Origin of the sequence: Candidatus Kuenenia sp., assembly GCF_027493735.1 — a bacterium.
GTDB lineage: Bacteria > Planctomycetota > Brocadiia > Brocadiales > Brocadiaceae > Kuenenia > Kuenenia stuttgartiensis_A.
Genome location: NZ_JAOSKF010000020.1, coordinates 170,636 through 187,166, shown reverse-complemented (window position 1 = coordinate 187,166; position 16,531 = coordinate 170,636). Strand labels below are relative to the sequence as shown.

At 44.3% G+C, this 16,531-nt stretch carries 16 protein-coding genes and 1 pseudogene; 8 read left to right on the top strand and 9 right to left on the bottom strand.

Annotated features, from left to right (window positions below; all coding sequences use genetic code 11):
* The first annotated feature begins 128 nt into the window (after window positions 1-128).
* The 6 genes and pseudogenes from M5U24_RS13565 to M5U24_RS13540 all read left to right on the top strand — a co-directional run.
* Window positions 129-518: a DoxX family protein gene (locus M5U24_RS13565; RefSeq protein WP_197705385.1), complete on the top strand. Its 390-nt coding sequence runs from the start codon at window positions 129-131 to the stop codon at window positions 516-518.
* Window positions 519-736: 218 nt separating this feature from the next.
* Window positions 737-1,960 carry an MFS transporter gene (locus M5U24_RS13560; RefSeq protein WP_099325008.1) on the top strand — a complete coding sequence of 408 codons (1,224 nt, stop codon included), beginning with the start codon at window positions 737-739 and terminating at the stop codon, window positions 1,958-1,960.
* A complete protein-coding gene (locus tag M5U24_RS13555) occupies window positions 1,960-2,556 on the top strand; it encodes an arylamine N-acetyltransferase (RefSeq protein WP_099325009.1) in 597 nt (198 codons plus the stop codon). The genes M5U24_RS13560 and M5U24_RS13555 overlap by 1 nt, the downstream gene beginning before the upstream one ends.
* A 32-nt stretch (window positions 2,557-2,588) precedes the next feature.
* Entirely contained in the window at window positions 2,589-2,945 is a 357-nt protein-coding gene (locus M5U24_RS13550; protein ID WP_197705386.1) for a VOC family protein, read from the top strand.
* 122 nt (window positions 2,946-3,067) lie between these two features.
* The gene (locus tag M5U24_RS13545; protein ID WP_099325010.1) at window positions 3,068-3,439 is read left to right on the top strand and encodes a pyridoxamine 5'-phosphate oxidase family protein; all 372 of its coding nucleotides are present in this window, start codon (window positions 3,068-3,070) and stop codon (window positions 3,437-3,439) included.
* Between the two features lie 179 nt (window positions 3,440-3,618).
* Window positions 3,619-3,756, top strand: a pseudogene (locus tag M5U24_RS13540) (rubredoxin); the annotation flags it as partial.
* Between the two features lie 134 nt (window positions 3,757-3,890).
* On the opposite strand, the gene M5U24_RS13535 reads toward M5U24_RS13540, so the two are convergent.
* From M5U24_RS13535 to M5U24_RS13510, 6 genes are all read right to left on the bottom strand, one after another.
* Window positions 3,891-4,673, bottom strand: coding sequence for an ABC transporter permease (locus M5U24_RS13535; protein ID WP_099325011.1), 783 nt, complete (start codon window positions 4,671-4,673; stop codon window positions 3,891-3,893).
* Window positions 4,670-5,533, bottom strand: coding sequence for a molybdate ABC transporter substrate-binding protein (gene modA, locus M5U24_RS13530; RefSeq protein WP_099325012.1), 864 nt, complete (start codon window positions 5,531-5,533; stop codon window positions 4,670-4,672). Before modA ends, M5U24_RS13535 begins: the two co-directional genes overlap by 4 nt.
* Before the next feature lie 77 nt (window positions 5,534-5,610).
* Window positions 5,611-7,071: a porin gene (locus M5U24_RS13525; RefSeq protein WP_230405721.1), complete on the bottom strand. Its 1,461-nt coding sequence runs from the start codon at window positions 7,069-7,071 to the stop codon at window positions 5,611-5,613.
* Between the two features lie 104 nt (window positions 7,072-7,175).
* Complete coding sequence (locus M5U24_RS13520) at window positions 7,176-8,045, bottom strand: ATP-binding cassette domain-containing protein (RefSeq protein WP_099325013.1); 870 nt, start codon at window positions 8,043-8,045, stop codon at window positions 7,176-7,178.
* 20 nt (window positions 8,046-8,065) lie between these two features.
* Window positions 8,066-8,482, bottom strand: a complete 417-nt coding sequence (locus M5U24_RS13515) for a TOBE domain-containing protein (protein ID WP_099325014.1) — start codon at window positions 8,480-8,482, stop codon at window positions 8,066-8,068.
* Between the two features lie 2 nt (window positions 8,483-8,484).
* Window positions 8,485-8,817, bottom strand: coding sequence for a LysR family transcriptional regulator (locus tag M5U24_RS13510; protein ID WP_099325015.1), 333 nt, complete (start codon window positions 8,815-8,817; stop codon window positions 8,485-8,487).
* A gap of 491 nt (window positions 8,818-9,308) precedes the next feature.
* Between M5U24_RS13510 and M5U24_RS13505 the strand changes: the two genes are divergently transcribed.
* Complete coding sequence (locus M5U24_RS13505) at window positions 9,309-10,052, top strand: biotin--[acetyl-CoA-carboxylase] ligase (protein ID WP_099325016.1); 744 nt, start codon at window positions 9,309-9,311, stop codon at window positions 10,050-10,052.
* Window positions 10,053-10,060: 8 nt separating this feature from the next.
* Here the strand turns inward: M5U24_RS13505 and M5U24_RS13500 are convergent, their stop codons facing one another.
* The 3 genes from M5U24_RS13500 to M5U24_RS13490 are packed head-to-tail and all read right to left on the bottom strand — an operon-like array spanning window position 10,061 to window position 13,346.
* Window positions 10,061-11,878 (bottom strand): biotin/lipoyl-containing protein, encoded by a 1,818-nt coding sequence (locus M5U24_RS13500; protein WP_164994408.1) that lies wholly within the window; start codon window positions 11,876-11,878, stop codon window positions 10,061-10,063.
* Between the two features lie 25 nt (window positions 11,879-11,903).
* The gene (locus M5U24_RS13495) at window positions 11,904-13,031 is read right to left on the bottom strand and encodes a sodium ion-translocating decarboxylase subunit beta (RefSeq protein WP_099325018.1); all 1,128 of its coding nucleotides are present in this window, start codon (window positions 13,029-13,031) and stop codon (window positions 11,904-11,906) included.
* 39 nt (window positions 13,032-13,070) lie between these two features.
* Entirely contained in the window at window positions 13,071-13,346 is a 276-nt protein-coding gene (locus M5U24_RS13490) for an OadG family protein (protein WP_099325019.1), read from the bottom strand.
* A 734-nt stretch (window positions 13,347-14,080) separates the two neighbouring features.
* On the opposite strand from M5U24_RS13490, the gene M5U24_RS13485 reads away from it, so the two are divergent.
* The gene (locus tag M5U24_RS13485) at window positions 14,081-16,528 is read left to right on the top strand and encodes an ATP-binding protein (RefSeq protein WP_099325020.1); all 2,448 of its coding nucleotides are present in this window, start codon (window positions 14,081-14,083) and stop codon (window positions 16,526-16,528) included.
* The last annotated feature ends 3 nt before the right edge of the window (window positions 16,529-16,531 follow it).

The window sequence follows — 16,531 nt, the reverse complement described above, 5'->3', positions numbered from 1 at the left end:
TCACAACTGCCGTCCCCCAACTGGAACTTTCACTCAAGAGCAAGAAACTAAGGTAAAAATCTAGCTGGTCAAATTCTATAATATCACAGGCTTAAACAAATAACATTAACGCATCAGGAGGGATAAAAATGCAAAAGTATGGCTCTTTATTATCACGTTTATTAATATCGGCGATTTTCATATTTGCTGGATTGGGAAAAATCTTTGATCCGACATCAACTATGGGTTACATGAAATCAACTGGAATGCCCGCAGTGAGATTTTTTCTGGTAATGGCAATTATTTTTGAACTGGCAGGAGGGATTTCAGTGCTGATCGGATACAAAGCAAGATTAGGCGCACTTGGATTGATTGTATTTTTAATTCCTGTAACGTTGATTTTTCATAACAATTTCAGTGATCAGACGCAGTTAATCATGTTTATGAAAAACATGGCCATTTTGGGCGCACTCATTGCCATTGCGATAAACGGGCCAGGTGGCATGAGTTTAGACGGACGAAAACCGGCTTTATCATAGTTGCTTTTACTTAGACAGTAAAGCACTTTAAGAATATAAGCCCGTTTACACATTGCTGTCTTCGGTACCGGGTTCCTGGTCAAAGGCACGGGACCTTCGTGAAAACCGGCGAGCGATTTGCCATCGTAAAGAAGCGTCTTTCTTGGGCAAAAGCGGCAATGGAGATAACGATACTCTCCGTTACGCAGACATTGTAAACATAAGGAGCAATAAATTAGATGCAGCTCGAAACGCCTTCCGCAACCATAGAGCACTCCGCTCGAACGGTGTTCCCAATTCTGATTGCCATCGGTTTTTCGCATTTGTTGAACGATACGATTCAATCGTTGATTCCGGCCATTTACCCCATCGTCAAGGAATCGTTTCATTTGACTTTCGCGCAAGTCGGATTGATTACACTCACTTTTCAAATGACCGCTTCGTTATTGCAGCCAGTGGTCGGGTTTTACACAGATCGAAATCCGAAACCCTTCTCACTGGCCATAGGAATGTCGTTCACGTTGTTTGGGTTGATCTGCCTTGCGTTCGCCTCTGGTTTTCCCTGGTTGCTTTTTTCAGTCGGACTGGTTGGTTTGGGTTCGTCGATCTTCCATCCCGAATCTTCGCGCATCGCTTACATGGCATCGGGTGGCCGGCACGGATTTGCCCAATCGCTTTTTCAAGTCGGAGGAAATGCGGGAAGTGCGATCGGCCCGTTATGCGCCGCGTTGATTATTGCGGGACATGGACAGCGCAATATACTTTGGTTTTCACTTGCGGCAATTGTGGGAATCGCAGTCCTATACAAAGTCGGACAATGGTATCAAACTCATCATCACAGGATCGTCGGCGCAACAAAACACCCGCTTCGAAATGCTTCGTTGAGTTCAACAAAAATCGCGATGTCTCTGTTTATCCTAATTGCTCTGATTTTTTCAAAATATTTTTATTTGACCAGCCTCACGAGTTATTACACGTTTTATCTGATCCACACATTTCACGTCTCAGTGGCCAGCGCACAGGTTCATCTGTTCTTGTTTCTGTTTGCAGTCGCGGCGGGAACATTTATCGGCGGGCCGTTGGGTGATCGGTTCGGGCGTAAATACGTGATCTGGATTTCTATTCTTGGCGTGTCTCCGTTCACGATTGCTCTGCCTTACGCGAATCTGATGTGGACTTCAATTCTTACTGTGCCGATAGGCGTCATTTTGGCGTCGGCGTTTTCTGCCATCCTGGTTTATGCGCAGAATTTGCTGCCGGGAAAGATCGGAATGGTTGCGGGACTGTTTTTCGGTCTGGCCTTCGGCATGGCGGGCATCGGTTCAGCCATTTTGGGGAAGTTGGCCGATCTAACCAGTATTTCTTACGTCTTTCACGTTTGTTCCTATTTACCGCTGATCGGTCTGTTGACCGGCTTTTTGCCTAATATTGAGATAAGCGGTGATATTTCACAGGAGGAATAATGATGACTATTTTAGCGAAGATTGATGCACGCAGGGCGTTTGAGTTATTGGCGGATCCGGAAACACTGCTCGTTTGCGCTTACGAAGGAGACGAAGAATTCCAGCAGCACCACCTGGAGGGTGCGATCTCGCTGCACGACTTTTTGTCGCGAAAGGAGTCGTTGCGGAAGGGCCAGCCGATCATCTTTTACTGTGCCTGCCCACATGACGAAACAGCAAATGGCCAGGCGAGTAAGTATCAGAACGAAGGCTTCACGAATGTGAATGTCCTAGAAGGTGGAGTACACGTCTGGAAAGAGGCGGGCTGTACGGTTGCGATGTCTATGCCCCCAACCGAAATCGATCTCGACGCTTATTTCGCTCGCATCCGTTACGCCGGGCCGCGAAAACCGACGCTCGCCTTGCTTCATGCCATCGTTGCCCATCACGTCGCCGCAATCCCGTTCGAGAACCTCGACGTGCTGCTGAGCTGGCCCATCCTGCTGGAACCCGCTTCGCTCCAAAAAAAATTGATTCACGACCGCCGCGGTGGATACTGCTTCGAACAAAACGTGCTTTTTCTGCTTCTTGACACCCCCCAAGACAGAAGGAGATAGTACGATGTTCAAGAGAGTCGATCATGTAGAAATTGTACCAAAGGAATGCGGAAAAGACCATTGACTTCTATGTAGACGTTCTTGGCTTTAGCATCAGGAGTCGTAAGGAAATGAAAATACCGCCCATGAAAGAGATTGTTTATATTGAACTTGGCGATACGGTCATTGAGATTCTCCCCGTAGATGATCTCAGGCCAAAATCCGGAAATCCCTGGGAGATAGGATATAGGGGCATTGCCATTGAGGTGGACGATATGGCAACGGCGATGGATTATCTGAAGGGCAAAGGGATAGCCATCGCCCAGGAGCCAATAGACCTGGGCAATTCGTTCCGTGGAGAAATAAGAGACCAGGATGGACTTATTATAGAACTCCGGCTGTGGAAGTAGCAAAACGACGCACATTAACGACCGGCCGGTTCCAGCGGACAGGATGCCGTTGATGAGCCGGAGCGTCAGGCACAAGGAAATGCGATTGTGATAAGATACTTAAAAATGAGGAGGTTTTACAGATGATCCCAGACAAAATGATGCAGATTCTTAAATGTGAGGGTGTAGTCGCAATAGTGACCATGGGCGGCGATGGTCCGCATGTGGTAAATACCTGGAATAGCTACATAGATGTCACCCGAGATGAACATCTGTTGATCCCGGTTGGCGGCATGATACGGACAGAGGCCAATGTGGAGAAAAATAACAATATTCTTTTAACCCTTGGAAGCCGAGAGGTACAGGGATTCCGCGGTCCAGGTGCTGGGTTCCTGATCAAAGGCACGGCGACCTTCATAAAATCTGGCGGACAATTTGACATCGTAAAAAAGCGATTCTCCTGGGTAAGGGCAGCTATGGAGATAACAATCCTCTCTGCCACGCAGACATTGTAAAAACAGAGTTTGGCGTGTGAGATTAAAAAGGCGCTATCTTTATTGCAAAAGATGCGAACGATTCTTCGTAAGGCATGACAACTACTCAGCGATAAAATGCATCTGGAATAGGCCAATATGAGGGGCATGGCCGCCTGGATTGGATTGGAGGAATAACTATGGAGTAGTACAGATGCTTTGCTTGTGGATATGTCTATGACCCAAAATCTGGCGATCCTGACTATGAAATTACTCCTGCCACCCGTTTTCATAATCTACCTGATGATTGGGTCTGTCCGGAATGTGGGGCGCCAAAAGAACAATTTGAAAAAATTTAAAATCATCGAAAAAAGGTAACACTTTAGTTCTATGAAAAAAAACGCTCGTTCCCAAACAGATACTTCACTATGTTCAGTACAAGGTTTGGGAACTAGCCGTGTATCGTTTACGCTGAATAGTTACAGAAAATATACTATTTCCAATCATAGGGCATCTTTCTTAACAACAGCCTTGTGCCGTACAACACCCCGATACCTGTTCCAATAAGGATAAAAATGAGAATTACGGTTCTTTCGATATCTGCATTGGAAAGACTCATAAATATTGCTATAGGAATCGTTTCTGTTTTCATTGCCATTGAGCCTGCAATGGTGATAGTTGCACCAAATTCTCCAAGCGCCTTTGCCCATGTTAAAATAGCGCCGGCAATAATGCCACGTTTGCTCAGGGGAAGCGTGACCGTTAAAAATGATTTTAGCGGCGATGCGCCAAGCGAACTGGCAACATCCTCGTACTTGCCGGGTATTTCGTCCATCGCAGCCTTTATTAGCCGCGTTGCAATTCCGGCAGTAGTGATAAATTGGGCAAGGATAATCCCCGGGAAGGCAAACACGAACTGCACTCCGTGTTGCTGCAGCCAGCTTCCGGCAGGGTTGCTGAAAAAAATGAGAAGCATGGCGCCCAGCGCAGCAGGAGAAACAATCATTGGAAGTTCGAGCATCGTATCTATAATGCCTTTTCCGGGAAAATGACACCGCGACAATGCATAGGCGGAGGGGATGGCAATGAACAAAGAAATTAATGTCGCGATGGTAGCCGCTGACACGCTGAGGCGAATGGAATAAAAAGTTCTCTCATTAAAAAGCGTCTCTGCAAAAAGGGATCCCCTGAAAAAGTAGGCAAGTGATACAATAAGCCCGGCATAGAGGAAAAACGAGCAGAAAGCAAACATTATACAAAGTCTTTTAAATCTCATTTCCCGGTCGTCCATTCTGCCGGAACGGCATATTCGCCGCCAACAGGCTTTTGACCTATCCATGCAAAGGCTTCCTGTTCCGATGAAAAATATTGATACTCTTTGAATATTGATCGTACTTCTTCAGAAAGGATGAAATCAACAAACTGCTCAGCAAGCACTTTGTTTTTAGTAAAGGTGGAGACCGCGATAGGTATATAACCCACACGCACAACTTCATCGCTCTTTAGGGGAATTGTTTCAACTGTCTCCGGGTTCCAGTGCTGAAAAACACTCCACCCTATTACCGCATCCACCTGTTTTAAAGAGACAACCGTCAGTGTTTTTGCGCAACTCTCCGTATAATTTACAATGTTTTTTTTAAAATCTTTTTTCTGCTTTTTTGTGAAATTCTTTTCAATTATTTCCACTGCATACGCTCCGACACACACACCCTCCGGATTTGCTATGGCTACTTTAATACCGGGATGCGCCAAATCTTCCAGGCCTTTAATATGCTTCGGGTTGCCTTTTTGCACATTTATTGCAGGGACAAGATACACAACAATCCTTTCAGTTTCAGGATATACATAGCCTTCCCTTTTTGCCTTTTCCATATAGTCTGATGAACCCGGGAAATAAATATCTCCTTTCTTTGCCAATATCATCTGCGAGAGAATATATCCCGAACCACCAAATACTACCTCTACCCTAACACCCGTCTTTTTTTCAAACAGCTTCACCGCCTCCTCGGTCGGCGGCTTGCTTGCAGCGCCTACGAAAAGCAGAAGCCGTTCACCGTTTTCAGACAGAACTTCTGTTGCTACGAAAAATATTGCCACAGAAAAAACGGCACCGGCAAGAAATAGTCTGGATACCATAAGTTAACTCCTTGTTATATTATTAAATGAGGTTAATAAATTTTGTTCTATTACACTAAAACGTAATCGCCCTTATACTAAAATGCAATTTCGTACTGTAATCTGTACTTGTTTTCTCTTTTATCCTGTTCGTCGCCTTGCTCAGTGATAAAAGTGCCAAAATCGGCCTGTATTTTTGACCGATGACCACGGAAATAATAATTTATTCCCGCTGTATACTCCCTTTGAATATCGTTTGATACATCATCATCCGGGTCAACCATGGAATAGCGTGCCGCTATCTCAAGTTTTTTTGGTATAACAAAATAACCGGCCTGTGTAAAAAATCCGTCTGACCCCACGGAATCCCCGCCGCCATCAGACTCAGGATTTTCTGTCATCATATAGTATTCGCTATCCCATGCAATGCCCTTATACCTTAAGCCGAAATCAATCACACCTACTATTATATCCGTATCATCGCGTTTTACATCCCTCTTCTTTCCATTAAAGGCTACGGATGATCCAAAAGTAGCTTTAAGGGTTTTGGAATATCCAATGTCCGTTCCGTCGTAGTAATTAAATTTTCCAAACGGATTATATCTCAGGCTCAACACGGACATGATTTCGTTATCGAGATTTTCGTCTTTTCCTGTAATCCTTTTTGAGGGATTATCACCGGCCCCCTGAAATACTGCGGCATGGTATTCAATGTGTCCGTCAAACGGTCTTCCGTAAATATCCAGGCCATAGTCACGGTACTGGCCAAAGGCATCACTGGCAATGGCTCTATCCTGAAACAACAGTCTTTGCGAGGAGACAACCATTTCTCTGTTAAACGGTACTTTAAAATATCCAATTTTTGCGTTCAATTCTTTATAAGGCGTCCAGTACAAGTAGAAATCCCTTAATTGAACATCGAAGCTATCCGCATCTATAGCCCAGTAATAATTAATCGTTTTGCTATAGATGTTTCCCCCCATATAGATTCTTGCCCGGCGGACATCAATATTTTGAGTATCTACACCCCCGAAATCTCCGTCCTTGTCATTATACTGATACCTCATCTGCAATCTGCCGCCTATGTTTAGCGAATAATCGCCGCTGTGCGACCGAATACTTAGTGCATAGCTACTATCATCAGGCGTGTAGAATATATCACATATATCTGCTTCTGTCCTGCTCCTCTCCAATAATGGAATGTCTGGCAGGCCAATCCCCAATTTCTCGCGCACCTCATCCGAGGACAGATAGTTCTCAACCTCATGCTTTACTTCATCTTTTATTTCTTCTGTTGCAATTACCACGGGTTTTTCACTTATAGACTCTACACGACTTTTCAATTCTTTGATTTGCTCCTGCTGGCTCAATGCTATGATTTCCATCTGTTTCAACATTTTTTGCTGTATTGAAAACGCCTCCTCCATTTGTTTCAATTGCCCTTTTAATTCCTCCAGTTCGTCACCATATGCCATGCAAGGCCGCATCGTATTGACTACTAAAACACTACATACTATTAATAAACGCCAAAGTACACGTTTAAATTTTCTGCCAAACACAAAAACCCTCCTTTCTAAAAAAAACTGCAAAAATAAATCACATCGGCGCTTCCGAAATACGATATATCATATTTGACATAACGATAATGAAAATTTACACTTTTTTATAGCGGCTTGAACAAGACAACATCTGAAGACTTTGCCCCAATAATAACGTCATCTCCAATTTTTAAGTTTAATCTTTGCACCTCTTCGGTATCGATGAGTGTTTTAAAATATTGCTCCGCGTGCAAAACAGTAACTATTGTCATGATAGTATCGTGTTCGGTACCGACGACTTTACCTGCCAGCTGTATCCGCGTACTGAGCCTTTTCCCCAAAAAAACTTCTTCCGGAGTCCCCTGCTTTATTACACTGCCGGAATGTATCACAACAACGTTGTCTGCCATTTTATAGGTTTCCGGAATATCATGTGTTACATACAGGGTTGTTACCTTAAGCTGGCGCAGGATACGCTTCAGATCATCCTGCAATTGCCTGCGCGTCTGCCAATCCACGGCGGAAAGCGGTTCGTCCATTAACAAAATATCGGGTTCTCTTGCCAGCGCCCTTATAAGCGCTACTCTTTGTTTTTGTCCGCCTGACAATTGAGACGGATAATAATGCTCGTAACCGGAAAGCCCGACAAGTGCAAGCAGGTCTTTTACTTTATCCCCCTCATGCCTTTTTTTTGCCCCATATAATACATTCTTTTCAACCGTCAGGTGCGGAAACAATGCATAATCCTGAAAGACAAAGCCAACCGACCGGTATTGTGGGGGAAGGTTTATATTGTTTTGCTTGTCAAACCAGACGTCGTTTCCGTTTTGAATGCTGCCATTATCCGCCGTTGACAGTCCGGAGACAAAACGCAATATGCTCGACTTTCCTGCGCCTGACGGACCAAATAAAACGGTGACCTCCCCCGTGGATATTTTAAATGCAGCATCGAGTTGAAAGGAATGCCATTTTTTCTGAAGGTTGACAACTAACAATTGCGTGCTTCTCCGTTCATTTAGATGCCCTTTTTGTTTTTAAATAAAATCAATTCGGTTGATTTGATAATTGCTGTTATTTCTTCTCCTGTTTGCATATTCATTTCTTCTAATGAAGCATTGGTGACAATTGCGCAGAGCGTGTCTCCCTGGGATTCAAAAATAACCTTTGACAGCACATCGCCCCGGAGAATGGTTACAACAACTCCTGTTATAAAATTTCTGGCGCTCAACATGCCTCGAAATGCCTTTGCCAGTATCAGGTCTGTGCTTTTCATAAGCACACTGATAGCATCCCCCTCGAAAATATTCATATCGTCGCAAGAGGCTGTAGTGATAACGGCGCTCAGAGGGATGTCTTTCCACATGATTTGAATATGGGTATGAATCCTGCCCTTATTGATTTTCATTATTTTGCCATTAAGTTTGCAGGCCATAGTTATTTTCCGAAAATGCGCTTAAATTCCTTTTCCGCTAAAGTGTTAAGCCTGTTTTTATAGGTATTAAAATTTATCATCAGCCTTTTCGCGTCCTCTGTCAGTACCGCGCCACCGCCGCCCTTTCCCCCCGTAGTAACTTTTAACAATTTAATCCCCAACACCTTTTCAGTAGCCCTTATTTTCCCCCATGCCGCACGATATGACATCCCCATCTCCTTTGCCGCGGCGTTAAGAGAACCAAGCCTGTCTACCGCCTCAAGCAGCAATCTCCTGCCTTCGGCAAATGCAACGCCATCCCCGCATTCCAGCCATATTTTTATTTTTGCCTTCATACATTACCCCTTCGGCGGCTTTCACGTACATATCCTTTGCGCGATTAGGTTGCAAATCTGAACCCGGCGAGTACATCATTTCGTTAAAATGTGTACGTAAAAAAATGTCCTTGCGAGGAGTGGAGCGACAAAGCAATCTCTTGTTCCCAAAAAACTTAAGATTGCTTCGCTGTCGTTTGCAATGACGGTATCAATGTAGATATTTTAATGAAACGTTATACTAGTCGCACTACTTGAGTTAATCCCGCAAGATGTAAATTCCTGTATATAAAATCTGATTACGCATTATGCCATAATAGACATAGCGATATCAATGATAATTTGTTTTTAGTGGGCATTGAGAATTGAATATTTTTCTTACTGCACAACATGCGTTGCACGGTTTTTAAAATAGATATTGCAGATACTCTGGCAAATACTATAATAATTTGATTATGCACGGATTTTCACCTGTAATTGCCATTGTTGACAATTTTTTCCCTTGCTAAACCATGATAAAATTTCTGGAACCTGAATGGCACGACAAATTATCATCTACCAACACCGTCCTTCTGCGCTGGCTTAAAAATGAAAAAGATATTCCCACAGGATTTGTATTGGCTGCCCTTGAGCAAACAGCCGGTCATGGTCGAAGCAATCATCATTGGCTTTCACAACCTGGAGAAGATCTCACCTTTTCCTTTCTTTTGTCTACCCGGCATGACCTTTCGGGGCTTGCTTCACTCTCCATGGCAATTTCACTGGGAATCGCTTCCGCCCTGGATACCTTTGGTTTCACGACACAAACGAAGTGGCCAAACGACCTTCTTGTGAGGGGTCGTAAAATCGGTGGAATTCTTTCCGAGGAGAGTGGCGTGAAACGCCCGAACGGGCATGCTGCCATCGTTGTTGGCGTGGGAGTCAATGTGAATATGCAGGAGCCGCAGGTTTCTTCTATGAAAAAACCCGCAACTTCTCTTCGCATAGAGACCGGCAAAAAACATCTCATCAGGGATGTTCTCAATATTATTCTTGAAATGCTGCCTCAGTGGATCGACCGTTGGGAAGCCGGCGGATTTCCAGCCATACGTAACGAATGGCTCGCGCGCTGCTGTTTCGTAGGAGAGCGTATAACCCTGGGAGAGGGAATGGAACAAAGGTCGGGTATCTTGACGGGATTCGGGGAGAAAGGGCAAATCATCCTTCGCGGTGATGATGGTTTATTGTGTGATGTTTGGGCGGGAGAAGTAGAATAACCCGCCTTTTAGTTTATAAACGCAAGCACCTGTCCGGTGACAATCTGGTCGCATTCTTTTACCTTTATATCTATTACTGTTCCCTCTGCAGGGCTTGAAACGTGTATTTCCATTTTCATTGCCTCAACAACTAAAATTGACTGCCCGGAATGAAGATAATCTCCGATCCTTGAGGTGAGCCGAATCACCTTCCCGGGCATTTGCGCTTTTACCGCAAGGCCTTCTTCCTTAATTTTCTTTACGCCTACAGCCGTTACTGCCTCCGGTGTTTTGTGAATTTCTACCTGATAGATTTTACCATTTACCTTTGCCTTGTTTCCTTCAATCGTAACCGAATACTCTTTTCCGTTCACCGTCAGCAGGTATTCCTGCGATCTGACTTGCCGGTTCTGTTCGTCATTGGCAACGATTTGTCCTCCCTTTTTCTCCACCAGGCGAATCCCCATCTCTGCTTTTCCCTTAAGGAATTTCAACCCCTTATCCGTGCATGTGGCAACGATGAAAATATTCTCATCCGTCTCTGCAATGCCCTCCTGTTTAAGTATTTCCCGGACATGTCTAACACTCTTTTTTGGATCCTCATCGTTTATTTCAAGCGGAGAACGCACGGTTGGTTCCAGCTTAAGTTGTTCTGCCGCTATTTTCACAATTTCCGGATCTGGCGGCACGGGGGTTTTCCCGAAATAACCCAGTACCATTTTGCCGTAGCCCGGAGCGATTTTCTGCCAGGGACCGAAAAGAACATTGTTAAATGCCTGTTGGAAGTAAAACTGGGAAACGGGTGTCACTGAGGTTCCATATCCGCCCAATTTGACCACTTCGCTCATGGATTTGATCACCTCCGGATATTTATCCATAATGCCGTTATCGCGAAGCATTTGTGTATTTGCCGTAAGAGCGCCGCCGGGCATGGGACTCCATAAAATAAGCGGCTCTACAGATGTTGCCTCAGGGGGAAGAAAATAATCTTTCATACATTCCTTAAAAACCTCTTCCGCCTCGCGAACTTTGTCAATATTGACATCAAGATCATATCCGGTCCCACGCAGGGCATGCCACATGACCAAAATATCAGTCTGGCATGTACCACCGGAACAGGGCGACAGGGAAAGGTCGATAGCATCAGCGCCACCATCCAGGGCCGCCTTGTTGGCGCTCACGCCAATACCCGCGGTTTCGTGCGTATGAAAATGAATAAACATATCTTCCGGAAGTATTTTTCGCGCCCGTTTTATGGTCTCATACACCTTTGACGGCACGGCTGTGCCGGAAGCATCCTTAAAACACAAGGAGTGAAATGGTATTCCCTCGTCCAATATCTGACGCAGTATTCTAATATAAAAATCCGGGTCGTGCGCACCGGTGCATCCGGGCGGCAATTCCATCATTGTTATGCATATCTGGTGTTTCAGCCCCGCCTCAGCAATGCATTTACCGCTGAAAATAAGATTTCTCACATCATTGAGCGCATCGAAATTCCTGATTGTTGTAATACCGTGCTTTTTGAAAAGTTGGGCGTGCATCCGTATAATTTCACCAGATTGAGACTCCAGCCCCACGACATTGACGCCCCGGGACAGAGTCTGGAGATCTGCGCCATGGCCGGCGGTTTCGCGGAACGTATCCATCATGGCAAACGCATCTTCATTGCAATAGAAATACAGAGATTGAAAACGTGCGCCTCCTCCTGCTTCAAAATAGGAAATACCGGCGTCTCTTGCCGCCTCCAAAGCCGGAAGAAAATCCCTGGTAAGAACACGGGCGCCATACACGGATTGAAACCCGTCCCTGAATGCCGTACACATAAATTGAACTTTTTTCGTCATTTTGTATCTTTGCAACAGAAAAATATTATTTCACAAATATCGACCACAAGATACCGGCGGCAATCGCCGACCCAAGCACACCTGCAACATTTGGCGCCATTGCGTGCATAAGGAGGAAATTATGCGGGTCCTCCTTCTGCCCTACCATCTGCACCACGCGTGCTGAGTCAGGCACAGCGGATACGCCCGCTGCCCCAATGAGAGGGTTTATCTTATCCTTTAGAAAAAGATTCATGCATTTTGCAAAAACCACGCCGCCTGCCGTTGCTATACCAAAAGAAATGGCGCCCAATGCAAAAACGAGAAGGGATTGCGATGTTAAAAAGGTTTGTGCCTGCGCGCTTGCGCCCACTGAAAATCCGAGAATAATCGTCACAGTATCGATCATGGCGTTGCGTGCAGTGTTCGCCAATCGCTCTGTTACACAACTTTCCTTCAAAAGGTTGCCAAGGCAAAGCATGCCAATAAGCACTATTGAACCTGGCGCAATCAAAGCGGAAATCAGAAACACGGCAACGGGGAAAATAATTTTTTCCCTCTGTGATACATGCCGCGGTTCTTTCATACGAATGAGCCTCTCTTTTTTCGTGGTGAGCAATCTCATTATCGGAGGCTGAATAACCGGAACCAGTGCCATATAGGAATAGGCGGCAATCGCAATGGATCCCAACAAATGCGGCGCCAGCTTTGACGATAAAAATATTGCCGTAGGGCCATCCGCTCCGCCAATAATGCCAATAGCGCCCGACTCTGAGGGGCTAAACCCTAAATAGAGCGCGCCTATGAGGGTAAGAAAAATGCCTATCTGTGCCGCCGCCCCAAGCAACACAAGCTTTGGATTCGACAACATGGCGGAAAAATCAGTCATAGCACCGATCCCAAGGAAAATAAGCGGCGGATATATTCCTTTGCTTACCCCAAGGTAAAGAAAACTCAGAACACTCCCTTCCTGATATACGTTGAGCGCCATGCTGTCTATGGAGGGAATATTTCCCACTATCGCCCCAAATCCTATCGGCAAAAGCAGTAATGGCTCATAATCTTTAATAATTGCCAGACTTACAAAAAAAATCCCGACAATGATCATGAGGGCATTGCCCCACGTCATCATTGCAAATCCTGTTGTCTTAAGAAATTCGAAGAGAATCTCCATTAAGCCCTCCCAAAAAAAGACCGGAGATAACACATTTTACTAAAATGATTCTTTGCCAACCATACTGCCGCCCGCTTCACTATGCAGGGCAAAGCCGATTGCCGCAAGCGCCTCGTCTTCAGGCGCTGAGTAAAATGCCGGTATATGATGCGAAGTTTCTTCCGCAGGAAGTATGCTGGCAAATATTCTTAAAAAAATGGGAAGGAGATAAATAAAAAAACTGGTTATCGCGAGTGCGGCAAACACAATCAGCATACCGCTGATTGTGATCATAATTCCTTGTCCGTTGACTATATTTTGAACCCCTGAATTCATAGTTGTTTTCCCCGTTCTTATTTTTAAGATATGTTATGGGTTGACTTTAAAATTTTAATATCCTATATTTTTTTTTAGTAAGATGCAATTATTTTTTAAGGTTTCCCTGTCAGTATCCGTCAAATCTTCTGTTACAAAGTTCCTTTTAACACTATGGTTGCTTTTATTCCTGGTTCTACTCACAAAAATCATATCGCTTATGATATTAATTGGTTACGCTTTCGATACGGGTATCTTTGGCGATACCTTTTTGGGGTTTAACAGATGATTTATCTATTTTCTGTTTAAAGTGGGATGTTTCGGTTTTAGTTTATGGTAAAGCATTATGTTGTTTTTACGTTTGGCGAATCGGAAAAATGGTAGAAATGTGTTATTCAGCAAGGTATAATTTTTTTGCTTATCGCCTGCATAACAAATTCATTTATATACTGTTACCTTTCATGATAAAATATTGCGTTTACGGGATATCCATAATTATTGTACTCTTTTCTTTAACGGGTCGTAGTTAACGTAATTGCATTGGAAGCTCTTGCTTCCCTTTCGCAAGAATTATTCGGGTCAAAATAGGCCTTTGAATATCCTGGATAACCCGGTTTCATTCTTTTTTCCATTCGAAGCCAGAGCTTGGGAACGAGGACGATAGTGTTACACGTTTAAAAATGTTTCCTTAGCAGGTATTCATGGGTAAAAGCCTTTTTATGTAAGTTTTTTACACACACTGGACAAGGGTTTTTATGAAAAATGTACTTGGTGTTTTAGGGAAAAAGCTGCTTCTGTATTTTGTAAGCATATCCCTTATTCCCGCAACACTGTTGTGTTGCATTCACTATCTGCATAACAAAAAACTACTGGAGACAGAGTTATTTAATGAAATGTCGCTGGTGGGCGCATCTCTGTCGGAACACATCAATGCCTTTTTAGTTTACGGCGAGAATTCGGCAAAACACTATGCCTCCGATGGTTTTATCAGAGAACATCTCGAAAGCATTAACGATGATACGGAAAATACTGTGGCTATCCAGGCGCTGAACAAATATCTGCAATACAAGACCAGCCTCGAACCAAGATTTCGTGAGACCTTTACGACAAATACAAAGGGCATAGCAGTGGCGTCCAGCAATGCGCAGCGTGTTGGTATGGATATGTCGCAAGACCTTTCTGCCTTAAAAACAAAAGGCGGGACGTTCGTAAAGGATGTTTATCCGTGCGACATTACAGGGGAATACTGTTTAACCTTTTGCTCTTCCGTTATAAATAAGGATACAAACGAATTTTTAGGCATGATCGGGATACGCATACTTGCCGCTGAACTGGAAAGTATCACTGTGGGCGCAAAACAAGAGGCATCTGCCTTATTACTTCCTGCGCATACGCCGACGATGTATAGTGAGGGAAAAACAAACATAGTGACGGAAGAACCTTGTTTTAACGCGCAAGATGCTGATACTTCATATAAAAGAAATCATACGATAAGACCTCCTTTTGAATTAACCACACTGACACGCCGAGGCGAAACAAGCGAGGCATATCTTGTCAATAAACAAAGGCTAATGCTAACCTCCTCCCGGTTCATAGATAATGTCCTGTTGAGACAGGCGGTGGACACCTTGCCCGTCAATGTTTTAATAAGCGAAGGCAGGGAGATGGCAGGCATCTATAATGATTACATGGGAACGCCTGTCATCGGCGTTTCAAAATATATAAAACCCATGGGCTGGATATTGCTTGTGGAAGCGGATATCGCAGAGGCGTTTAAGCCTGTATACAGGGCAAGAAACTACTCTATCGTTATTATAGTGACCAGCGTGTTTGTTATTTCCGTCGTAGCATTTTTCATATCCGGCAGGATTGTCAATCCCTTAAAATCATTGATGACAGCAATGGGCAAGGTATCAAAAGGCGATATAGGGCATCACATACGCGTTACGTCAAAGGATGAGCTCGGAGAACTCGCGAAGGGATTTAATCGTATGACGACAGATTTGATAAAGGCGCGGGATGAATTGCGAGATCTTTTTGATGCGGCTAACGATCCCATGGTCACATTGAAAGAGGGCAATATGGTCAACAATATGAATAGCAGGGTCTCTGAGTTATTTGGCTACACGCAAAAAGATTTGCTCTCTAAGAAAATCGTCAGTATCATCAGAAAGGAAGATGTTCCCATAGTTGAAGAGTCACTTGATAACGCATGGCGGTTAAAACCAGGAGAAAAATATCCTATGTTTGAGGTGGGCGTTATGAAAAAGGACGGGAATGTGCTGGTTTGCGAACTGGATTTAAACCGGACACAGTTTGGAATACAACCCCATTTCAGGAACATAACAAAGAGAAAATTGCTGGAGCAAAGAATACTGGAAGAAAAACAAAAACTTGAAGCATCAAACACCCGCCTTCAATCCCTGCTGGCAGAACTGGAACGGACACAGATGCAGTTGCTGCAATCCGAAAAAATGGCTTCCCTTGGTCAATTGGCGGCAGGCATTGCCCATGAAATAAACAATCCGGTCGGCTATATCTCCAGCAATCTGGAATGGATGCATAATAAATTTGCCGTCATCAAGGCGATGCTGGAGGAGTTGAAGATAGAATCAAAGCCACAAAGCCGCCCATGGGATAATAGGAAAAACATTGCCTCTCACATGGAGAAAAGCATAAACGAATCCATGGAGGGTACAAGGAGGATTCAGAGCATTGTTAACTCACTCCGTATTTTCTCTCACAGGTCAGAAGATAAACCGGAACCGGCTGATATTAATGCGGAGATAGAAAGCGCCCTGAATATCATCCGGAACGAGATTAAGTACAAAGCCACATTGATTAAGTCTTACGGAAATATCCCCCCGATACCTTGCAACCGGCGCCAATTAGGGCAGGTCTTTATGAATATCATCCTGAATGCGGCACAGGCTTTGAAGGAAATGGGGGAGATAAGAATAGCAACGTATAGAAAAGACTATTTTATCTTTATTGTGATTAGCGATAACGGCCCTGGCATACCGGAGCAAGATCTTCCAAAAATATTTGAACCCTTTTTTACCACCAAAGAACCAGGCATGGGAACGGGACTGGGGCTTTCCATTGCTTACAACATAATAGCGAGCCACAATGGCACAATAGAGGTTGACAGCAAAGTAAATACAGGAACAACATTTACGATAAAGCTGCCTGTTACCATATAATAC